Source organism: Providencia sp. PROV268, from assembly GCF_028477805.1.
Lineage (GTDB): Bacteria > Pseudomonadota > Gammaproteobacteria > Enterobacterales > Enterobacteriaceae > Providencia > Providencia stuartii.
In genome coordinates, this window is the sequence record NZ_JAMPLW010000009.1 from 91,320 (window position 1) to 111,415 (window position 20,096).

General features: G+C 42.4%; 21 protein-coding genes. 18 read left to right on the forward strand and 3 right to left on the reverse strand.

Going from position 1 to position 20,096, the window contains the following annotated elements; genetic code table 11:
- The 3 genes from lptE to nadD are packed head-to-tail and all read left to right on the forward strand — an operon-like array spanning nucleotide 1 to nucleotide 2,220.
- Nucleotides 1–540, forward strand: coding sequence for an LPS assembly lipoprotein LptE (gene lptE / locus PR699_RS08320; protein ID WP_014657715.1), 540 nt, complete (start codon nucleotides 1–3; stop codon nucleotides 538–540).
- Nucleotides 540–1,574: a DNA polymerase III subunit delta gene (gene holA, locus PR699_RS08325; RefSeq protein ID WP_014657714.1), complete on the forward strand. Its 1,035-nt coding sequence runs from the start codon at nucleotides 540–542 to the stop codon at nucleotides 1,572–1,574. The genes lptE and holA overlap by 1 nt, the downstream gene beginning before the upstream one ends.
- A complete protein-coding gene (gene nadD / locus PR699_RS08330) occupies nucleotides 1,564–2,220 on the forward strand; it encodes a nicotinate-nucleotide adenylyltransferase (RefSeq protein WP_014657713.1) in 657 nt (218 codons plus the stop codon). The genes holA and nadD overlap by 11 nt, the downstream gene beginning before the upstream one ends.
- Here nadD and PR699_RS08335 read toward each other — a convergent pair.
- The gene (locus PR699_RS08335; protein ID WP_237713150.1) at nucleotides 2,211–2,933 is read right to left on the reverse strand and encodes a YbgA family protein; all 723 of its coding nucleotides are present in this window, start codon (nucleotides 2,931–2,933) and stop codon (nucleotides 2,211–2,213) included. The two genes, nadD and PR699_RS08335, sit on opposite strands and share 10 nt — an antisense overlap.
- Before the next feature lie 315 nt (nucleotides 2,934–3,248).
- Here PR699_RS08335 and rsfS point away from each other — a divergent pair, with 315 nt between their 5' ends.
- The 9 genes from rsfS (at nucleotide 3,249) to lipA (ending at nucleotide 11,870) form a co-directional block, all read left to right on the forward strand.
- On the forward strand, nucleotides 3,249–3,575 hold the full coding sequence (gene rsfS / locus PR699_RS08340) for a ribosome silencing factor (protein WP_004917626.1): 327 nt from the start codon (nucleotides 3,249–3,251) through the stop codon (nucleotides 3,573–3,575).
- A gap of 2 nt (nucleotides 3,576–3,577) precedes the next feature.
- Nucleotides 3,578–4,048 (forward strand): 23S rRNA (pseudouridine(1915)-N(3))-methyltransferase RlmH, encoded by a 471-nt coding sequence (gene rlmH / locus PR699_RS08345; RefSeq protein ID WP_004917624.1) that lies wholly within the window; start codon nucleotides 3,578–3,580, stop codon nucleotides 4,046–4,048.
- A gap of 32 nt (nucleotides 4,049–4,080) precedes the next feature.
- Complete coding sequence (gene mrdA / locus PR699_RS08350) at nucleotides 4,081–5,970, forward strand: peptidoglycan DD-transpeptidase MrdA (RefSeq protein ID WP_004917620.1); 1,890 nt, start codon at nucleotides 4,081–4,083, stop codon at nucleotides 5,968–5,970.
- A 4-nt stretch (nucleotides 5,971–5,974) separates the two neighbouring features.
- Nucleotides 5,975–7,087: a peptidoglycan glycosyltransferase MrdB gene (mrdB, locus tag PR699_RS08355; protein WP_004917618.1), complete on the forward strand. Its 1,113-nt coding sequence runs from the start codon at nucleotides 5,975–5,977 to the stop codon at nucleotides 7,085–7,087.
- A gap of 12 nt (nucleotides 7,088–7,099) precedes the next feature.
- The gene (rlpA, locus tag PR699_RS08360; protein WP_014657710.1) at nucleotides 7,100–8,077 is read left to right on the forward strand and encodes an endolytic peptidoglycan transglycosylase RlpA; all 978 of its coding nucleotides are present in this window, start codon (nucleotides 7,100–7,102) and stop codon (nucleotides 8,075–8,077) included.
- A 226-nt stretch (nucleotides 8,078–8,303) separates the two neighbouring features.
- Nucleotides 8,304–9,512, forward strand: a complete 1,209-nt coding sequence (gene dacA / locus PR699_RS08365) for a D-alanyl-D-alanine carboxypeptidase DacA (RefSeq protein WP_004917615.1) — start codon at nucleotides 8,304–8,306, stop codon at nucleotides 9,510–9,512.
- 100 nt (nucleotides 9,513–9,612) lie between these two features.
- On the forward strand, nucleotides 9,613–9,876 hold the full coding sequence (gene ybeD / locus PR699_RS08370; RefSeq protein ID WP_004917614.1) for a DUF493 family protein YbeD: 264 nt from the start codon (nucleotides 9,613–9,615) through the stop codon (nucleotides 9,874–9,876).
- Between the two features lie 260 nt (nucleotides 9,877–10,136).
- Nucleotides 10,137–10,781, forward strand: a complete 645-nt coding sequence (gene lipB / locus PR699_RS08375; protein WP_014657709.1) for a lipoyl(octanoyl) transferase LipB — start codon at nucleotides 10,137–10,139, stop codon at nucleotides 10,779–10,781.
- A gap of 123 nt (nucleotides 10,782–10,904) precedes the next feature.
- Nucleotides 10,905–11,870 (forward strand): lipoyl synthase, encoded by a 966-nt coding sequence (gene lipA, locus PR699_RS08380; protein ID WP_004917612.1) that lies wholly within the window; start codon nucleotides 10,905–10,907, stop codon nucleotides 11,868–11,870.
- 142 nt (nucleotides 11,871–12,012) lie between these two features.
- On the opposite strand, the gene cspE is transcribed toward lipA, so the two are convergent.
- Both cspE and PR699_RS08390 read right to left on the reverse strand, forming a co-directional pair.
- The gene (gene cspE / locus PR699_RS08385; RefSeq protein WP_014657708.1) at nucleotides 12,013–12,222 is read right to left on the reverse strand and encodes a transcription antiterminator/RNA stability regulator CspE; all 210 of its coding nucleotides are present in this window, start codon (nucleotides 12,220–12,222) and stop codon (nucleotides 12,013–12,015) included.
- 206 nt (nucleotides 12,223–12,428) lie between these two features.
- Nucleotides 12,429–12,899: a methylated-DNA--[protein]-cysteine S-methyltransferase gene (locus tag PR699_RS08390; protein WP_004917609.1), complete on the reverse strand. Its 471-nt coding sequence runs from the start codon at nucleotides 12,897–12,899 to the stop codon at nucleotides 12,429–12,431.
- Nucleotides 12,900–13,189: 290 nt separating this feature from the next.
- Between PR699_RS08390 and nrdH the strand changes: the two genes are divergently transcribed.
- The 6 genes from nrdH to proW all read left to right on the forward strand — a co-directional run bounded on the left by nrdH (nucleotide 13,190) and on the right by proW (nucleotide 20,065).
- On the forward strand, nucleotides 13,190–13,417 hold the full coding sequence (nrdH, locus tag PR699_RS08395; protein ID WP_014657707.1) for a glutaredoxin-like protein NrdH: 228 nt from the start codon (nucleotides 13,190–13,192) through the stop codon (nucleotides 13,415–13,417).
- A gap of 9 nt (nucleotides 13,418–13,426) precedes the next feature.
- Nucleotides 13,427–13,840, forward strand: a complete 414-nt coding sequence (gene nrdI / locus PR699_RS08400) for a class Ib ribonucleoside-diphosphate reductase assembly flavoprotein NrdI (protein WP_004917606.1) — start codon at nucleotides 13,427–13,429, stop codon at nucleotides 13,838–13,840.
- Between the two features lie 10 nt (nucleotides 13,841–13,850).
- A complete protein-coding gene (gene nrdE, locus PR699_RS08405) occupies nucleotides 13,851–15,983 on the forward strand; it encodes a class 1b ribonucleoside-diphosphate reductase subunit alpha (RefSeq protein WP_071821176.1) in 2,133 nt (710 codons plus the stop codon).
- Between the two features lie 13 nt (nucleotides 15,984–15,996).
- Entirely contained in the window at nucleotides 15,997–16,968 is a 972-nt protein-coding gene (nrdF, locus tag PR699_RS08410) for a class 1b ribonucleoside-diphosphate reductase subunit beta (RefSeq protein WP_004917602.1), read from the forward strand.
- A 726-nt stretch (nucleotides 16,969–17,694) separates the two neighbouring features.
- Nucleotides 17,695–18,897 (forward strand): glycine betaine/L-proline ABC transporter ATP-binding protein ProV, encoded by a 1,203-nt coding sequence (proV, locus tag PR699_RS08415; protein ID WP_004917599.1) that lies wholly within the window; start codon nucleotides 17,695–17,697, stop codon nucleotides 18,895–18,897.
- On the forward strand, nucleotides 18,887–20,065 hold the full coding sequence (gene proW / locus PR699_RS08420) for a glycine betaine/L-proline ABC transporter permease ProW (RefSeq protein ID WP_014657705.1): 1,179 nt from the start codon (nucleotides 18,887–18,889) through the stop codon (nucleotides 20,063–20,065). Before proV ends, proW begins: the two co-directional genes overlap by 11 nt.
- Nucleotides 20,066–20,096: the final 31 nt, after the last annotated feature.

A 20,096-nucleotide genomic window follows, 5' to 3' on the forward strand; every position in this document is an offset into this window, starting at 1 on the left:
GTGCGCTATCTGATAACTTTATTACTGAGCCTGTCGGTGCTAGTCACCGCAGGTTGCGGTTTTCGCCTTCAAGGAACGACACAGATCCCTGAGGAACTGAAGACGTTACAGTTAAGTTCTAATGCACCTTATAGCTCTCTAACCAGAGCCGTTAGGGAGCAACTCAGGCTCAATAATGTGACGCTTGTTGAAAATGGCAGCGCTGATATCCCAATTTTAAAAATTACGGGATCGTCAGAAAAAACAGAAACCGTATCGATTTACCAAGATGGTAAAGCGGCAGAGAAACAATTGACCTTTGTGCTCAATGCTCAAGTCATGATGCCAAATGGTTCGGTTTACCCGTTACAAAGCCAAGTTGAGCGTACTTTCTTTGATAACCCATTAGAAGCTCTTGCAAAAGATGCTGAAAATGAATTGGTTAAACAAGAGATGCGGGAACAAGCAGCGCGGATATTAGTCCGTAAACTGTTAATTGTTCATACTGCCGAACTTGAGAAAGCTAACGCTAAAGCTGTTGTTCCTGTTGTTGAACCATAATGATCCGTATCTATCCTGAACAGTTGGCCTCTCAGTTACAAGAGTCTCTGAGAGGCCGCTATTTAATCTGGGGCAATGAGCCCCTATTAATTCAAGAAAGCCAAGATGCCATCCGAAAAACAGCTCAAACTCAAGGGTTTGAAGAGCATTTCACCTTTTCACTTGAACAGCACACTGATTGGGACGAAATATTCAGCCTCTGCCAAGCCCTGAGCCTATTTACAAGCCGTCAATCACTGACGTTGATCCTGCCAGAAAATGGCCCTAGTGCTGCCATGGCGGAAAAGCTGATTCAATTATCTCAACTTCTTCACCCAGATATCCTGCTATTGCTTCGCGGGCAAAAACTCACCAAAGCACAAGAAAACAGTGCTTGGTTTAAAGCTATCAGCCATGAAGCTGTCTATATCAGTTGTCTAACGCCTGAATATCAGCGCCTACCTCAGTGGGTTGCAAAACGGGCGCACAATATGCAGCTCTCTTTAGAAACAGAGGCCAATCAACTCCTTTGCTACTGTTATGAAGGGAATTTACTCGCGTTGGCACAAGCACTTGAGCGATTATCGCTACTCTACCCCGATGGTAAATTAACCTTGCCACGTGTCGAAACTGCCGTGAATGATGCTGCACATTTTACGCCGTATCATTGGGTTGATGCCTTATTAGCCGGCAAATCACGGCGCGCTTGGCATATTCTCGAACAGCTTCAACGTGAAGATACTGAAACAGTCATCCTCTTACGGGCTATCCAACGTGAATTAATGCTACTACTGACATTAAAACGCCAATCGGTTACCACGCCATTAAAAACCTTGTTTGATCAGCATAAGATTTGGCAAAGCCGCCGACCGTTATTGAGCGCAGCATTACAACGTCTAAGCTTACATCAATTACAATCCGCACTTTTGTTGCTAACACAAGCAGAGCTACATGCCAAACAAGACTTTAGCCACTCGGTGTGGCCTGACCTACAATCCTTGTCTATGTTAGTATGTACCAAAGCCTTACCAGAGAGTTTTATCCATGACCTTTAAGACCAAAGGCCTTCAAGCGTTATTTGGTGGGACATTTGACCCGATACATTATGGCCATCTACGCCCAGTAGAAGCATTAGCCAAGCAAGTTGGCTTACAAAAAGTGATTTTGTTGCCAAATCATGTGCCGCCACACCGACCTCAACCAGAAGCTAGCCCTGCTCAACGATTAGACATGGTACGTCTAGCGATACAAGATAACCCGCTGTTTACCATCGATACCAGAGAGCTTGAGCGTAATAGCCCATCCTACACGATGGAAACCTTAACCTCATTACGTACTGAGATGGGGCCAGAGCAGCCGTTAGCATTCATTATTGGTCAAGATTCGTTATTGTCGATCCAGACATGGAATGGTTGGGAACAGCTGTTGGATAAATGCCATTTATTAGTTTGCTCACGCCCCGGTTATGCGACCAATTTCAGTGAGCCGCAAATGCAAGCATGGTTAAAAAAACACAGAACAGAGGATACCAATAAGCTGAGCCAAGCACCGAACGGTTATATTTTCCTTGGTGATACGCCACTCATTGATATTTCAGCCACCGAAATCCGTCATAGCTTAAGTGCCGGCCATCTAAATGATGATTTGATCCCCGCTTCTGTCATGGCTTATATCAAACAGCAGCACCTCTATCAAAATTGAAGTAATGCTCTGATTTTTTCACATCCCAGATATGGTGATAAGTAAAGTTGCTCACTGATATAACTATCAGGGTATTGAGTGAGCAACTGCAATATCATCGATAACGGATTATTAATAGAAAGATAACCCGCTTGATAATCATTGATTAGCCACCCCAAACGGACTTTTTCATCTCTTGTCGCTTTATATTTAAAATAGCCTTGTATATGTTGAAGCGCATTGACTTGTAACTTGCGAGCTGGTGTTGTGGCTAAAATAGCCAGTAGTTGATGACGATATTGGGTGTAAACCTCAGTGAGTTCGCTATTTTTTTGAATACCCGCCACAAATTTACCTGTTGCTTTATATCCCTTCGGGGAATAAGCCATCAATAAATATTTATGACGACTGTGAAAACAAATAATTTGGTGGTGCGTTAAATTCTTAGCTAATTGCGTTAATCGATATCCGGTATACAGTTGAATAAGAAACCGATCGAGATGCTCTGGACATGACCATTCCTGCGTGGTTAACAGTGGTGTGTTTTCAGGAAATTGTTCCAGGAGTTGCTGACGAGCTCCCTCATCACAAATTACCCCTTGATATGCAAACTTTATCTCTGTCAGGGCCGTAATGGGAATCAACTTAATATGTGACTCCGTTAATGAGGTGATATCCTCGGCAGGAAATTCAACATCCCCAAACAGAACAACATTAAACATTATTGATTCCACGCATGACTCCTTTGCTTTGTGAGATAAAACTCACGATAGCTGATTATTGATTTATCACTTTGTAAAGTTTGTACAAATTTCTTGCCCTGAACGCCAGTTATCCATATAAATCACACACCTTAAGGAATATAAAATAATTTAGCCGATTTTTCTGAAAATCTAGGGTAAAATGTCCCTGCCTTAACAGGTATATTACAAACAGTGTTTAACGTTATACCCGTCATACTTCGAGTTGTCTCCTAATTAGTGGCGCCAATAGCTTCTAAGGGATAGCTACTGGCATTATGTATTGGCTGAGTATAATTAGAATAAAAGGTGAACCTTTTGCAAGGAACTGAACTCCAACAATTTATTATCAATCAGCTTGACGATGCAAAAGCTGAAGATATCATCTCGATCGATGTTCATGGTAAATCAAGCATCACTGATCAAATGATCATCTGCACTGGGACATCAAGTCGTCACTTAATGTCTGTTGCAGACCGGTTAATTGAAGCTTGCCGTAAAAATGGCTTGCACCCACTCGGTGTTGAAGGCCAAGGGGTTTCTGACTGGATTGTGGTTGATCTTGGTGAAGCTATTGTTCATATCATGCAAGACGAAAGCCGTCGTATGTATGAACTTGAGAAACTCTGGAGCTGAGTTTGAAATTACAACTCATTGCTGTAGGTACAAAAATGCCGGACTGGGTTCAGACCGGCTTTATGGATTATCTCCATCGTTTCCCTAAAGATATGCCTTTCGAACTGATTGAGATCCCAGCAGGGAAACGCGGGAAAAACGCAGATATTAAACGCATTCTCGAGAAAGAAGGTGAACTGATGCTGGCAGCCGTCGGCAAAGGTAATCGGATTGTCACATTGGATATACCCGGTGAGAAGTGGGATACCCCAAAACTTGCTAACCAACTTGAAAATTGGAAACAAGATGGTCGCAATGTTAGCCTGCTCATCGGTGGCCCTGAAGGACTTGCACCTGCTTGTAAAGAAGCCGCCATGCAAAGTTGGTCATTATCTCCACTGACACTGCCCCACCCTCTTGTTAGAGTACTTGTTGCAGAAAGTCTTTATCGTGCGTGGAGTATTACGACTAACCACCCTTATCATCGGGAATAGTCAGTTTTTAATATGTTCAATATGGCAGTGGGATGAAAAATCAACGCACCCCTTTTCGCGACCATACAGCAGAATCAATGTTATTTATTCGCCGAGCATTAATTGCATTCGGCGTCATTGTGCTATTAACTGCTGTTCTTGTTACTAATCTCTATCATATACAAGTTGTTCGCCACGAGGATTATCAAACAAGATCGAATGATAACCGGATAAAACTCGTTCCCATTGCCCCTAGCCGCGGGATTATTTATGACCGCAATGGCAGACAATTAGCCTTAAATAGCACCTTTTACCAATTAGAAATTGTGCCTGAAAAAGTGGCCGATCTCCAAGACACGCTGGATAAACTGCGTGATGTCATCGGTCTAACCGATGAGGATATTGCTAACTTTGAAAAAGAGCGTAAACGCTCCCGCCGTTTTACCTCTATCCCCCTAAAAACACAGCTAAACGAAGTACAGGTAGCGCGCTTTGCCGTTAACCAATACCGTTTCCCTGGGCTTGAAGTAAAAAGCTACCAACGTCGCTCCTATCCTTATGGCTCGGCATTGACCCATGTCATTGGTTATGTTGCTAAGATCAACGATAAAGACGTAGAGCGCCTTGATAAAGAAGGAAAACTGCCTAACTATGCCGCCAGCCATGATATCGGTAAATTAGGCATCGAGCGCTACTATGAAGATGTGTTGCATGGGAAAACAGGCTATGAAGAGGTTGAAGTGAATAGCCGCGGGCGTGTTATCCGCCAGCTACATGAGCAACCGCCGCAAGCAGGCCGAGATATCTACTTAACTATCGATCTTGAACTGCAAATTTATATTGAAAAACTGCTGACAACGAGTCGTGCCGCGGTGGTTGTCACTGACCCGCGTAATGGTGAAATATTGGCATTGGTCTCTAACCCAAGCTATGACCCGAACTTATTTGTTAACGGTATATCAAACAAAGACTATCAAGCACTCTTAAACAACCCTGATAGGCCGTTAATTAACCGAACAACTCAAGGCCTTTATCCTCCCGCTTCAACCGTAAAACCTTTTATTTCGGTTGCGGCGTTAAGCGAAAAGGTGATCACCCCTTCAACGACTATCTTTGACCCAGGTTGGTGGCAGCTTCCAGGCTCTGAAAAACGCTATCGTGACTGGAAGCGTTGGGGGCATGGCAAATTAAATGTGGTGAAGTCAATCATTGAGTCTGCAGATACGTTCTTCTATCAAGTCGCCTATGATATGGGGATTGATAGAATATCCGATTGGATGAAGAAATTTGGCTTTGGCGATTATACTGGTATCGACCTTGCCGAAGAGCGAGCAGGTATTATGCCGACTCGAGAGTGGAAGCAAAAACGCTATAAAAAACCTTGGTATCAAGGGGATACTATACCTGTCGGCATTGGACAAGGCTACTGGACCGCAACGCCAATTCAAATGTCAAAAGCCTTGATGACACTCATCAATGACGGTCAAGTGAAAACCCCTCATTTATTGTATGGCACCAAGCTCGGCAATGCGATGGTGCCTTACGAAGATAAAGAGACGGCTCAGATTGGTGATATCCATTCAGGTTATTGGGAGCTCGCGAAGCAAGGAATGTACGGTGTCGCCAATGCACCAAACGGTACAGGAAGACGTAGTTTTATCGGCACGCCATATAAGGCAGCAGCGAAATCAGGAACTGCTCAGGTGTTTAGTTACGAAACCTATAACGCCAGCAAATTAGCCGAGCATTTACGCGATCATAAACTAATGATTGCCTATGCCCCCTACGATAAACCAACCGTTGCGGTCGCCATTATTTTAGAAAATGGTGGCGCTGGCCCTTCTGTTGGCGATATCGTTAGGCAAATATTTGACCATGTTTTATTAGGTGATAATAAAATAGAGGTTAATAGCGTACCAACAGGCACTGAGGAAGACCGTTAACACTATGACAGACGATAAGAAAAAATTATCACTCTCAGCGCGCCTGCACATCGATGTGCCTATGCTGTTAATTATTTTAGCGTTACTTGCTTACAGTGCGTTTATTATGTGGAGTGCTAGCGGGCAAGACCCTGAAATGATGGAAAGAAAATTGGGGCAAATCGCTTCAGGATTTATCGTCATGATCATCATGGCGCAAATTCCTCCGCGCCTATATGAAAACCTTGCCCCTCATTTATATATCTTTTGCGTTATTTTGCTAATTTTTGTCGATGTTTTCGGGCAAATCAGTAAAGGGGCACAACGGTGGCTCGATCTGGGGATTATCCGCTTCCAGCCTTCCGAAATTGCTAAAATAGCGGTTCCTTTGATGGTGGCGCGCTTTATGAACCGAGACCTCTGTCCGCCATCACTAAAAAATACCATGATAGCGCTCGTGCTTATTTTTACGCCTACCTTGTTAGTTGCCGCACAACCCGACCTTGGTACCTCTATCTTAGTTGCCGCATCGGGGATATTTGTGCTCTTTTTAGCAGGAATGAGCTGGCGTTTAATCACTATCGCCGCAACCGCCCTTGCCGCTTTTATTCCGCTATTGTGGTTTTTCTTGATGCATGATTACCAACGAACCCGCGTCATGATGCTACTCGACCCTGAAACCGACCCATTAGGCGCTGGCTATCATATTATCCAATCAAAAATCGCGATTGGTTCTGGGGGGCTGATGGGTAAAGGCTGGCTACATGGAACACAATCACAGCTTGAGTTTCTACCTGAGCGCCATACTGACTTTATTTTTGCCGTATTAGCGGAGGAGCTTGGCTTAATTGGTGTATTGGTCTTACTCGGCTTATATCTGTTACTGATCATGCGTGGGCTTTATATCGCAGCAAACGCACAAAACACCTTTGGTCGCGTCATGGCTGGTGGCTTAATGTTGATCCTCTTTGTTTATGTATTCGTTAATATTGGCATGGTTAGTGGTATCTTACCTGTGGTTGGAGTACCTCTACCGCTCGTCAGTTATGGGGGATCGGCACTGATTGTTTTAATGGCCGGATTCGGTATTATCATGTCTATTCATACACACAGAAAATTTCTTTCCAAGAGTTTATAAAAGAGGCTTAGTATGCGTTTTCAATGGATTATGCTTGGCATTACGACTGCATTGCTTAGTGGTTGTGTCACAGAAGAGAACATTAAGCAGCCTAGTAATGTACCGGCTGTACCTGCTCAAGACGTGCTTGGCGCAGAGCCTCATTATGAGCCTTTTCATCCAACAGCCAACAGTGACTATCAGCGTAACGGCCAGCAATACCAAATTGTTCGCGACGCATCGCAATTTTCACAAGTAGGTTATGCCTCTATCTTTGGTTCAGAGTCAGCAGGGAATATGACAGCAATTGGTGAGCGAGTTAACCCTATTGAATTAACAGCAGCCCACCCGACTTTACCTATTCCAAGCTATGTGCGTATCACTAACATGATGAATGGCCGAATGATGGTTGTTCGTGTGAATGATAGAGGCCCTTATACACAAGGCAAAAGCATCGCTGTTTCTCGCGCCGTTGCTGATCGCCTCAATTTAATGCCAACCACACGCATCAAAATTGATGCTATCCAAGTCGCTCAAGATGGCTCTCTATCAGGACCAGGTACGGTTGGCTCAAACTTTGTTAAACAAAGTTATGCCCTGCCAGGGCGCCCTCAGCTAGGCTCCGGCCCAATGGGAACGCCTGTAATGGAAAATTTACCAACCCCTGAAAATGTGCTCCCCGTGAAACAGCCAACAGCCCCAATGGAACCCGTTGTGCCTGAAAGCAGCTTAAAAACCCCTGAGCCAGAAGCCCCTCAAGCGACGCCAAGTACTCCTGCCGTTCCTGAAAGAGGTTATTTAGTTCAAGTTGGTGCTATCGGAAATCAAAGCAACGCCAAAACTATGTTGGAAAAATTGAAAAGTCAGTTTGGTGTTCCCGGCCGCTTACAGCCCTACAACAATATTTATCGTGTTCAATTAGGGCCATTTGCAGATAGGCAACAGGCTGTGGATCTACAAGGCCGAATTCAGGCTGAACTAAATCAAACGTCGATGGTTGTCGCTCCATAAGGTAGGTATTCATCACTATTCAAATTATCAGTACCAACAATAATGACGCCTCTTAACCTAAACATATCAAGGGGCTTTTTTATTTGCTCGATAACCGACTAGTAACTTGAAATGTGATCTGTATAAAATATTGTAAAAACATTGGCGCAAGCATTAATCAATCCTTGTACTTTTGCTAAACTGCGCCTCCTTGTGTTAACCGAATTCCGGATGTAACAATACAAACATGAAAAATTTTGCCCCATCACGCACCCTTCGTCATACCTTGCTAGGTGCATCGCTACTTTTCACTATGACACAGGCAAATGCTAACGAGCCATTCCCAAATAGCCCTGTTCCAGCAGTACCTGAAATTGATGCAGAAGCCTATATCTTGATTGATTACAACTCAGGTAAAGTGCTTGCTGAAAAGAATGCGGATCAACGCCGTGACCCTGCGAGTTTGACTAAAATGATGACCAGCTATGTTATTGGTCAAGCGATCAAGTCAGGCAAAATCGGTGCAGAGGATATTGTCACTGTCAACGAAGATGCATGGGCAACAGGTAACCCAATATTTAAGGGTTCCTCATTAATGTTCCTGAAACCCGGCGACCGCGTGAGTGTTTCTCAATTAACTCGTGGAATTAACTTACAATCAGGTAACGATGCTTGTGTTGCCATGGCGGACTATGTTGCGGGTGACCAAGCGAATTTCATCCAATTGATGAATGGCTACGTCAGCAAACTGGGCTTACAAAATACTCATTTTCAAACCGTTCATGGTTTAGATGCTGAGGGCCAATATAGCTCAGCACGTGACATGGCATTACTCGGGCAGGCTCTGATACGTGATGTTCCCGATGAATATGCTATCTACAAAGAAAAAGAGTTCACTTTTAACAATATTCGCCAAACTAACCGTAATGGTTTGTTATGGGATAAAAGTCTCTCAGTTGATGGCATTAAAACAGGCCACACTAATGCTGCGGGGTATAATTTAGTTGCCTCCGCAACAGAGGGCCAAATGCGCCTTATTTCCGTCGTAATGGGCGGTAAAAGTATGAAAGGCCGTGATGCAGAAAGTAAAAAACTGCTCACGTATGGCTTCCGCTTTTATGAAACCGTCAAGCCGCTACAAGCGGGGGTTGAGTTTGCCTCCGAGCCTGTTTGGTTTGGTGATGAAAATAACGTTAAACTTGGGGTAACAGAAGATCTGTTCTTAACTATCCCTCGTGGACGTTTAAAAGATCTTAAAGCAAGCTATGATATCTCAACATCCGAGCTAGAAGCACCACTGAAAAAAGGGCAAGCAGTTGGAACTATTAATTTCCAACTTGATGGTAAAACCATCGAACAACGCCCTCTGGTCGTGCTGAAAGATGTGGAAGAAGGTGGCTTTTTCAGTCGTTTAATTGACTATATTAAGTTACTGTTCCATCGCTGGTTTGGCTAACCCTTGAATCAGATATATATCATCCCCATATAGTGTATATCTGAAAGTTTGAAGGGGGGGAATCCCCCTTCAAACACTATTATTGTTATTAGGAGCGCCCATGAAAACGAAATTAAACGAACTACTTGAGTTCCCCTGCTCATTCACTTACAAAGTGATGGGATTAGCGGAGCCGGAGCTGGTTGATCAGGTCGTTGAAGTGGTTCAGCGCCATGCTCCGGGCGACTATTCTCCAGAAGTGAAGCCGAGTAGCAAAGGCAATTACCACTCCGTTTCGATTACCATTAATGCAACGCATATTGAGCAAATCGAAAAATTATATGAAGAGCTTGGTGCATTAGAGCGCGTTAGAATGGTTCTGTAATTCACTTTGTGTCTTATCAAAAATCGGGTGGCTTAAACCCACTCGGTTTTTTCCTAACGTCTTTTATGTTACTCCCTCCTATATAAAAACTTTCATCGTTTCTAGGTCCAAATACCCGCCTTTTTTTCCCGCTAGATAGCGTTACAGGTTACTTTGCATAGCACAAATAGATTGCATCAACCCTCAATATAACATTTTCATAACATGACAAAACTGGCGATAACCCGCTACCAGCGTTATACTACTGGCACATTTCTAATGTGGATGTTAAAACATTGTCAGCACGAACCATTATTGTACGTCAATTAGGGCTTGCCCCTTATCAACGCGTTTCTGATGCGATGCACCAGTTCACTGAAAACCGCGACAAAGAGACCGCCGATGAGCTATGGCTTGTCGAACATCCTCGCGTCTTTACCCAAGGCCAAGCAGGTAAGGCTGAACATCTGCTCGCTCCCGGAGAGATCCCCGTGATCCAAAGTGATAGGGGCGGCCAAGTCACTTATCATGGCCCTGGTCAGCAAGTGATGTATGTCATGCTTGATCTCAAACGTAACAAGTTAGGCGTTCGCGATTTAGTCACGGCTCTTGAAACGACGGTTGTGAAGACACTTGCACATTACCAAATTGAAGCTTATCCACGCCCTGATGCCCCCGGCGTGTATATCAATGGTGATAAAGTTTGTTCGCTAGGTCTACGCATTCGAAAAGGTTGCTCTTTCCATGGATTAGCGCTCAATATCAATATGGATCTAGAACCTTTCAACCGCATCAACCCTTGTGGTTATTCGCAATTAAAGATGACACAGATGTGTCATTTCATTCCCAACCTGACATTACCAGATGTTCAACCCGTGCTAATTGAACAGTTCTGTGACACACTGGGATTTCATATTGTTCAATAATGATGCTATAATTTTTTAACATTTTTAAAAAAAATTTTAATGGATAAGTCACGGCTCCCATACTTTTATTCCTAGTATCAACTTATCCAATAACTCAAAAAGATAACTGGAACCGGTATAATTATGAGTAAACCAATTCAGATAGAACGCGGAATTAAATATCGTGACGCCGATAAAATGGCGCTGATCCCTGTTAAAAACGTTGTTACAGAACGTGAAGAGATTCTACGTAAGCCTGATTGGATGAAAATTAGGTTACCGGCTGACTCGACCCGTATTCAGGGGATCAAAGCCGCTATGCGCAAAAATGGCCTGCACTCTGTTTGTGAAGAGGCCTCTTGCCCTAACCTATCTGAATGTTTTAATCACGGTACAGCCACTTTTATGATCCTCGGTGCTATCTGTACACGCCGCTGCCCATTCTGTGATGTTGCCCATGGCCGCCCAAATGCCCCCGATGCTAACGAGCCAGTTAAACTTGCTCAAACCATTAAAGATATGGGGCTTCGCTATGTCGTGATCACCTCGGTGGATCGTGACGATTTACGAGACGGCGGAGCACAGCACTTTGCAGATTGTATTAGCGCTATTCGTGAAAAAAGCCCCTCGATTAAAATCGAAACATTAGTGCCAGATTTTAGAGGCAGAATGGATCGTGCTTTAGAGATCTTGACCGAAACACCACCGGATGTATTTAACCATAACCTTGAGAATGTGCCGCGTCTTTATCGTCAAGTACGTCCCGGCGCAAATTATGATTGGTCATTAAAGCTACTTGAAAGGTTCAAAGAAGCGCATCCAGACATCCCAACCAAATCAGGTTTGATGGTTGGCTTAGGTGAAACTAACGAAGAAATTATTGAAGTAATGCGCGATTTGCGCCGTCATGGCGTTACCATGCTAACGCTTGGTCAGTACCTCCAACCAAGCCGCCATCACCTTCCGGTTAAGCGCTATGTTAGCCCTGCTGAATTTGATGAAATGAAAGAAGAGGCTATGGCGATGGGCTTTACCCACGCGGCTTGTGGTCCGTTCGTACGCTCATCTTACCATGCAGACCTACAAGCCAAAGGCGAAGAAGTTAAATAGTCACGACGTTTATCACCCAGTCTATCAAGCCTCGAAAATTCGAGGCTTTTTTATTTGTGACCCCAAAATCTAAGAGGCAAATAAAACTCGCCCCAGATAAACTGGGGCGAGTTTAGAGGCTGTTCGTTTCTATTTGTTTAAATTACAGAGAGACAACGTTTACAGCAGATGGGCCTTTAGCACCTTCAGTGATTTCAAATTCAACTTTCTGACCTTCTGCTAGGGTTTTGAAACCTTCGCTCGCAATAGCAGAAAAGTGAACAAACACATCTTTGCTGCCATCTTCTGGAGTGATAAAACCGAAACCTTTAGACTCGTTGAACCACTTAACGTTACCTTTAACTTTAGACATCAAATTATTACCTTTAAATAAAAATAGACACACCATCAGTGTCAGGTTCAGTACAACAGATATACAAGTAACTTGTCTACAACCTAGATCACGAAAATTGACAAAATATATAAAAAAATATTATTTATTGGGATAAATTTCTCATTTAACATGAATTATTCTTTATAATAGTAATTAATCCCAATAATAATATTAAACTCACTGAACTAATTAGCATATTCCTTTTCATGCGCTAATAACCAATCCTTGATATCTAACCCTCCGGTATAGCCGACCAGCTTGCCGTCATGACCTAATACGCGATGGCAAGGAACAATCAACGAAATCGGATTACGTGAGTTTGCCATCCCCACCGCGCGGCAATAATTCACAGAACCGAGTTTTAAAGCCAGATCCTTATAGCTCCAACGCTCACCAAAAGGAATACTACAAAGGTGCCCCCATACTTTCTTTTGAAATTCAGTGCCTTGTGGATTTAACTTTACCGTGAATTCTTTACGTTGATGGTTAAAATATTCTGTCAGTTGTTTAACACACAACTCAGAATGCGTATTTTTCTGTTCTGGATAACTCTTTTGCTCAACAAAATAGATACTGGTTACCCCCTCGTCATCCGCCGTGATTTGTACCCACGGTTTAGGAAATTTTTCCGGTGCAGCCAAATATTGACAATACATAATATCCCCTTAAGAGAGTGCGATTATCTGATCGTATATACAGTTATAAACTGTATTATTTCTACTTGGCAATAATATTTTTTCTCAGACTTGATAACAGAACTATTCAAATCCTCAAAATTTAATTTTCCAATATAAATAACTACCTAGCCATTAATTAGAATAATTATCATTCAATATTTCCATACCACTATATATTGTGTGGTTGAAAAAAATTAGATCTATATATAGTCTTTAAATACCAATCATCACACTACTGATAGTATTCAGTACACCTAAAGGTACTTAATATGGCCATTATTACGATTTACAGTAAACCCGACTGCGTTCAATGTCATGCCACTTACCAAGCCCTAGAACGTAAAAGCATTCCATATCAGGTCATCGACCTCACTCAAGATGATGAAGCTCTACAGTTTGTTCGCAAATTGGGTTACCAGCAAGTTCCTGTTGTCGTTGCTGATCAAGAACATTGGTCCGGCTTTCGCCCTGATATGATCAGCCGCCTTTCAGCTTAGGAGCGGATTATGCAAACGGAATCACTCATCTATTTTTCGAGCCGTTCTGGCAACTGTCACCGTTTTGTTGAAAAGGTTGGGCTGCCAGCAACGCGTTTGCCTATCGGTGAACAACAAAGCAGCATCATTGCCACCACGCCATTTGTCCTGCTCCTTCCGACCTATGGGGGAGGTGGCAGCCGAGGTGCAGTTCCGAAAGAAGTGATCCGTTTTTTGAATATTGAATCAAATCGACGATTAATTCGTGGGGTTATTGCCGCTGGTAACACTAATTTTGGCGAAGCTTATGCGATTGCGGGCGATATCATCGCCACAAAGTGCCAAGTTCCCTACTTATATCGATTTGAATTATTAGGCACGGAGCGCGATGTGCAACGTGTCCGTGATGGACTAAATGCCTTTTGGCAACAAAGACATAATTAGAGCTAATTCAATGGAAAACACCAAAAACAAGACCACTGTTGATTATCATGCACTTAATGCCATGTTGAATTTGTACAACAGTGCGGGCGAGATCCAGTTTGAGAAAGATAAAGAAGCGGCTCACCACTATTTTCGCCAACATGTAAATCAAAATACTGTCTTTTTTCATGACTTAAAAGAGAAGCTCGATTTCTTAGTTAATGAAAATTATTATGAACCACAAGTCATTGAACAATATGATTTTGCCTTTATCAAGAAGCTTTTTAAGCAAGCCTATGCACATAAATTCCGTTTTCAAACTTTTTTAGGTGCATTCAAATACTACACCAGCTACACCTTAAAAACCTTTGATGGCAAACGTTACCTTGAACGCTATGAAGATCGTGTTTGCATGGTCGCGCTAACACTCGCTCAAGGTAATCAAGCACTTGCTAGCTATTTAGTCGACGAAATTATCAGTGGACGCTTTCAACCGGCCACCCCTACTTTCCTTAACTGTGGGAAAAAACAACGCGGAGAGCTGGTTTCCTGCTTCTTACTGCGTATTGAAGACAACATGGAATCAATTGGTCGTTCCGTCAATTCAGCGCTACAGCTATCAAAACGTGGTGGTGGTGTTGCTTTTCTGATGACCAACCTGCGGGAACAAGGCGCGCCGATCAAGCTGATCGAAAACCAATCCTCTGGCGTCGTTCCGGTCATGAAAATGTTAGAGGATGCCTTTTCCTACGCAAATCAATTAGGGGCGCGACAAGGTGCAGGCGCTGTCTATCTGCATGCTCACCACCCTGACATCATGCGTTTTCTGGATACTAAGCGGGAAAATGCCGATGAAAAAATTCGCATTAAAACATTATCACTTGGTGTAGTGATCCCTAATATTACTTTCCAATTGGCGAAAGAAAACAAAGAGATGTATCTGTTTTCACCTTATGATATTGAACGTGAATATGGCGTTCCCATGTCAGAAATCAGCGTGACTGAAAAATATCATGAGATGGTCAATAATAAGGCCATAAAAAAATACAAAATCAACGCACGCGAATTCTTCCAAACTCTCGCCGAAATCCAATTTGAGTCTGGTTATCCTTATATTTTATTTGAAGATACGGCGAATCGTGCGAACCCAATAGCGGGACGCATTAATATGAGTAACTTGTGCTCAGAAATTCTGCAAGTTAATCGCCCTAGCTTCTATGAAGACGATTTAAGTTACCGCGAAGTCGGGAAAGATATCAGTTGTAACTTAGGCTCCATGAATATAGCCAAAATGATGGATGCTCCCGATTTTGCCCAATCCGTTGCCATTGCGGTCAGAGCGCTAACGGCGGTCTCCGATATGAGCCATATTCGCTCTGTGCCTTCTATCGAACAAGGTAACCATCAATCCCACGCCATTGGGCTTGGGCAAATGAACTTACATGGCTATCTTGCAAGAGAGCGTATCCACTATGGTTCAGAAGAAGCGCTTGATTTCACTAATATCTATTTTTATACCATCACTTATCATGCTTTAAAAACTTCAAATCAATTGGCAATTGAACGCAAAGCCACTTTTAAAGGTTTCGAGCATTCTGAGTATGCCAATGGTCGTTATTTTGATAAATATATCAACCAAAGCTGGCTACCAAAAACACAAACCGTTCAGGAATTATTCCGACGTTCGGGCATCGAAATTCCAACTCAGGCGGATTGGCTATCATTGAAACAATCAGTGATGGAGCACGGTATTTATAACCAAAACTTACAGGCAATTCCGCCTACTGGTTCAATATCTTATATCAATAACTCAACATCGAGTATTCACCCGATAGTTGCCCGGATAGAGATCCGTAAAGAGGGGAAAATAGGTCGCGTCTACTACCCTGCCCCATTTATGAATAATGATAACCTTGAATATTATCAAGATGCTTATCAAATTGGCCCTGAAAAAATCATCGATACCTATGCCGTTGCCACACAACATGTCGACCAAGGGCTATCTCTAACCTTGTTCTTCAAAGACGATGCAACAACTCGCGATATCAACCGCGCTCAGATCTACGCGTGGCGTAAAGGTATAAAAACCTTGTATTACATTAGGCTTCGCCAAACCGCCCTAGAAGGCACAGAAATTGACGGTTGTGTTTCATGTACGCTTTAAAAGGAAAATCAGTATGACAACGCACATTTCATCTGCACCAGTTAAAGCGATCAACTGGAATCGAATCGAAGATGATAAAGATTTGGAGGTCTGGAACCGCTTAACCACCAACTTTTGGTTACCAGAGAAAATACCTCTATCAAACGATATCTCTTCATGGAATACATTAACGGCTGCCGAGCAACAGTTAACTATCCGAGTCTTTACTGGGTTAACGCTACTCGACACAATTCAAAATACCGTTGGCGCACCGAGCCTCATGTCCGATGCCCTTACACCACATGAAGAAGCGGTATTATCAAATATCAGTTTTATGGAAGCAGTACACGCTCGCTCTTATAGTTCTATATTTTCAACGCTTTGCTCAACTAGCGATGTTGATGATGCTTATCGTTGGAGTGAAGAAAATTCTGCGCTACAAAATAAGGCAAAAATCATTATGTCTTATTACTGTGATTCACATCCATTAAAGAAAAAAGTCGCAAGTGTTTTTTTAGAATCATTTTTATTTTATTCGGGATTCTATTTACCTATGTATTGGTCCAGTCGAGGCAAGTTAACCAATACTGCTGACCTCATTCGTTTAATTATTCGTGATGAGGCAATTCACGGCTATTATATTGGTTATAAATTTCAGAAATCCTTATTAAAATATGATGAAAAAACACAGAAGGAAATTAAAGATTTTACTTTCAGTTTACTTTTTGATTTATATGAAAATGAAGTGAATTATACACAAGAATTATATGACACTGTTGGTTGGACAGAGGATGTTAAAAAGTTCCTTCATTATAATGCCAATAAGGCATTAATGAATTTAGGTTATGAAGCCCTATTTCCCGATGTGGTTACTGATGTTAGCCCAGCAATATTATCGGCACTTTCACCGGATGCAAATGAGAATCATGACTTCTTTTCGGGTTCAGGATCTTCATATGTCATTGGCAAAGCAGTAAGCACCGAAGATGATGACTGGGATTTTTAATCAATCAATTTAGTTAACTGATCGTTTTAAACATCCTAAATAAGCATATCCCGCTGAATAATAATAACTTTATTTAGCGGGATATCTTTTAGTATAAAAAACCATCATGACAACTCGAGATTTACATGTTTTACTGTTAAATAATTCATTTTTAATATGCATATCAGGCAATAATTTTTAAGAATAAGTATTCTCGCTTAAAAATTAATTAATATAACTAATCAATAAGGCCTTATATTGAAATTATTTTCAATTTTATTTGCTAATTGACCTAACCGTTATAATCTCTATTCTTTTTAATTTGTTATGGTTAGTTTTCAAATGCACAATAGTAAAATAAATGTATATACAACAAAACGTTAACCTATTTATTTTGAAAATAAATCACCTTAATGTTGAATCCCATAAAAACAACACTTTCCTAATTTGTATTCTATTTTTACTCGCTATTTTTTTGATTAATACTCCTTAACCAAGGGTTGTCAGCTCAATTTATTATGCTAGGTTATATTGCTTGTTTATTTTTCTAATAATTTTAAGTGGAGCCGTTGAATTCAAATCATAATTATTAAATTCACCTTAAGCGAAATAGGAATATCTACCCTAAATATTTTCAACCAATAGTCTAAAGCTGATAATCGAGTTTTTGGCCAATTGATAAAAAGACCAGTTTCATTCGATAAGTGCTTTGAACAATTTATTAATTGAAAAATGGGTAATTACTGTATGCCAATAAAATTAGAAGTTAAAAATTTATATAAAATTTTTGGGGAACACCCTGATCAAGCCTTCAAACTTTTAGAATCAGGAATGAGCAAAGATGATATCTTTGAAAAAACAGGCCAAACGGTTGGTGTTCAAGATGCAAATTTAGCCATTAATGAGGGTGAAATCTTTGTTGTGATGGGGCTTTCGGGATCTGGGAAATCAACATTGGTACGGCTTCTCAATCGCCTAATTGAACCCACCAGCGGACAAGTGCTGATTGATGGTGAAGATATCTCGAATATTTCAGAAAAAGCGCTACGTCAGGTCAGACGCACAAAAATCAGTATGGTGTTCCAATCCTTTGCGCTCATGCCACATATGAATGTTCTCGATAACACCGCTTTTGGTATGGAACTCTCGGGGATCTCAAAAGAGCAACGTCATCAAAAAGCAATGGATGCCCTTCGACAAGTTAACCTTGAAAAATGGGCTTACTCTTATCCTGATGAATTATCCGGTGGTATGAGGCAGCGTATTGGTCTTGCACGAGCCTTGGCAAATGATCCCGATATCTTGTTAATGGATGAAGCCTTTTCTGCGTTAGATCCCTTGATCCGAACCGAAATGCAAGATGAGTTGCTCTCTCTTCAAGGTGATAAACAACGCACCATTGTGTTTATCTCCCACGACCTTGATGAAGCCATGCGCATAGGAGACCGAATTGCCATCATGCAAGGTGGTGTCGTTGTGCAAATAGGCACTCCCGATGAGATACTCAATAATCCCGCGAATGATTACGTCAAAACCTTCTTCCGTGGTGTTGATATTAGTCAGGTCTTTAGTGCCAAAGATATTGCGCGACGAAGAGCCGATGCCCTATTGCATATTGCGCCTGGTTTTGGCCCACGTTCCGCATTGAAAGTGCTTAATGATGATGACCGATACTATGGTTATCTCATCTCTCGAGGACACACATTTGCAGGTGTCGTATCTGTTGAATCACTCGAAAAAGCGCTACAAAACAACCAAGGCATTGAATCAGCGGTGATTTCTAGCATAGAACCAATTCAGGGAGAAACCCCACTCAATGAGGTCATCTCAACCGTTGCACAAGCTCCCTGCGCCGTTCCCGTTATTAATGAAAAAAATCGCTATCTTGGTGTGATATCGAAGGGAATGCTACTACAGGCGCTGGATAAGGAGACTTCTAATGAGCAATAACACGAATGAGCGTAAAGCTGACTATCAGGATCCGTGGGCAGAAACCCAAGCAGATGAGACATCGCAACAAAATAATGCGACGGATACCACTTCAGGCAGCGACCCTTGGTCAACAAGTTCTGAAAGCCAAACATCAACAGAGAGTGATCCGTGGGGAAGTACAGCAGATACTTCAACACCGTCAGATACCGGCGGAAGCGATTGGCTGGATGCGGCTCCCACTGAGGGAATAAATACAGAACATTTTGATATTATGGATCCTTTTCAACATACTCTGATCCCACTTGACTCTTGGGTCACTCAGGCTATTGATTGGATCGTGTTGCATTTCCGTCCTGTTTTTCAGGGGATCCGTATTCCTATTGATTTTATCCTTAGCGGCTTTGAGCAGCTTTTAACCTCACTACCGTCACCGATTGCGATTATTTTATTTGCGTTGATAGCATGGCAACTGGCAGGCCGTGTCATGGGCATTGCAACATTTGTGTCGATGATTGTGATTGGTGCTATCGGGGCTTGGTCAGAAGCGATGGTAACACTCTCTCTGGTGCTAACCTCGTTACTCTTTTGCTTAATTATTGGCTTACCACTCGGCATATGGCTAGCCCGTAGTGATAAAGCCGCCAGCATTGTTAGGCCGATCCTTGATGCGATGCAAACAACACCAGCATTCGTATATTTAGTACCGATTGTTATGCTTTTTGGTATTGGTAATGTGCCCGGTGTTGTCGTCACCATCATCTTTGCGCTACCACCTATTATCCGTTTGACTATTTTAGGTATCAAACAAGTTCCCGCAGACTTGATTGAAGCAGCAGAATCCTTCGGCGCCAGCCCTCGTCAGCTACTCTTTAAAGTCCAACTGCCTTTGGCGATGCCAACCATTATGGCTGGTGTTAACCAAACCTTGATGTTAGCACTTTCCATGGTCGTTATCGCCTCTATGATTGCCGTCGGTGGCTTAGGTCAAATGGTATTACGTGGTATCGGTCGTCTCGATATGGGACTCGCGTCCGTCGGTGGTGTGGGCATTGTTATCCTCGCGATTGTGCTTGACCGATTAACGCAGTCACTTGGCAAAAATTCGCGTAGTAAAGCCTCAACTCGCTGGTATCAACAAGGCCCCATCGGCCTTATCACGCGCCCATTTAGCCGAAAATCACATTAAGTTTTTGCTCTTCTATTCACGATAGAGCCGA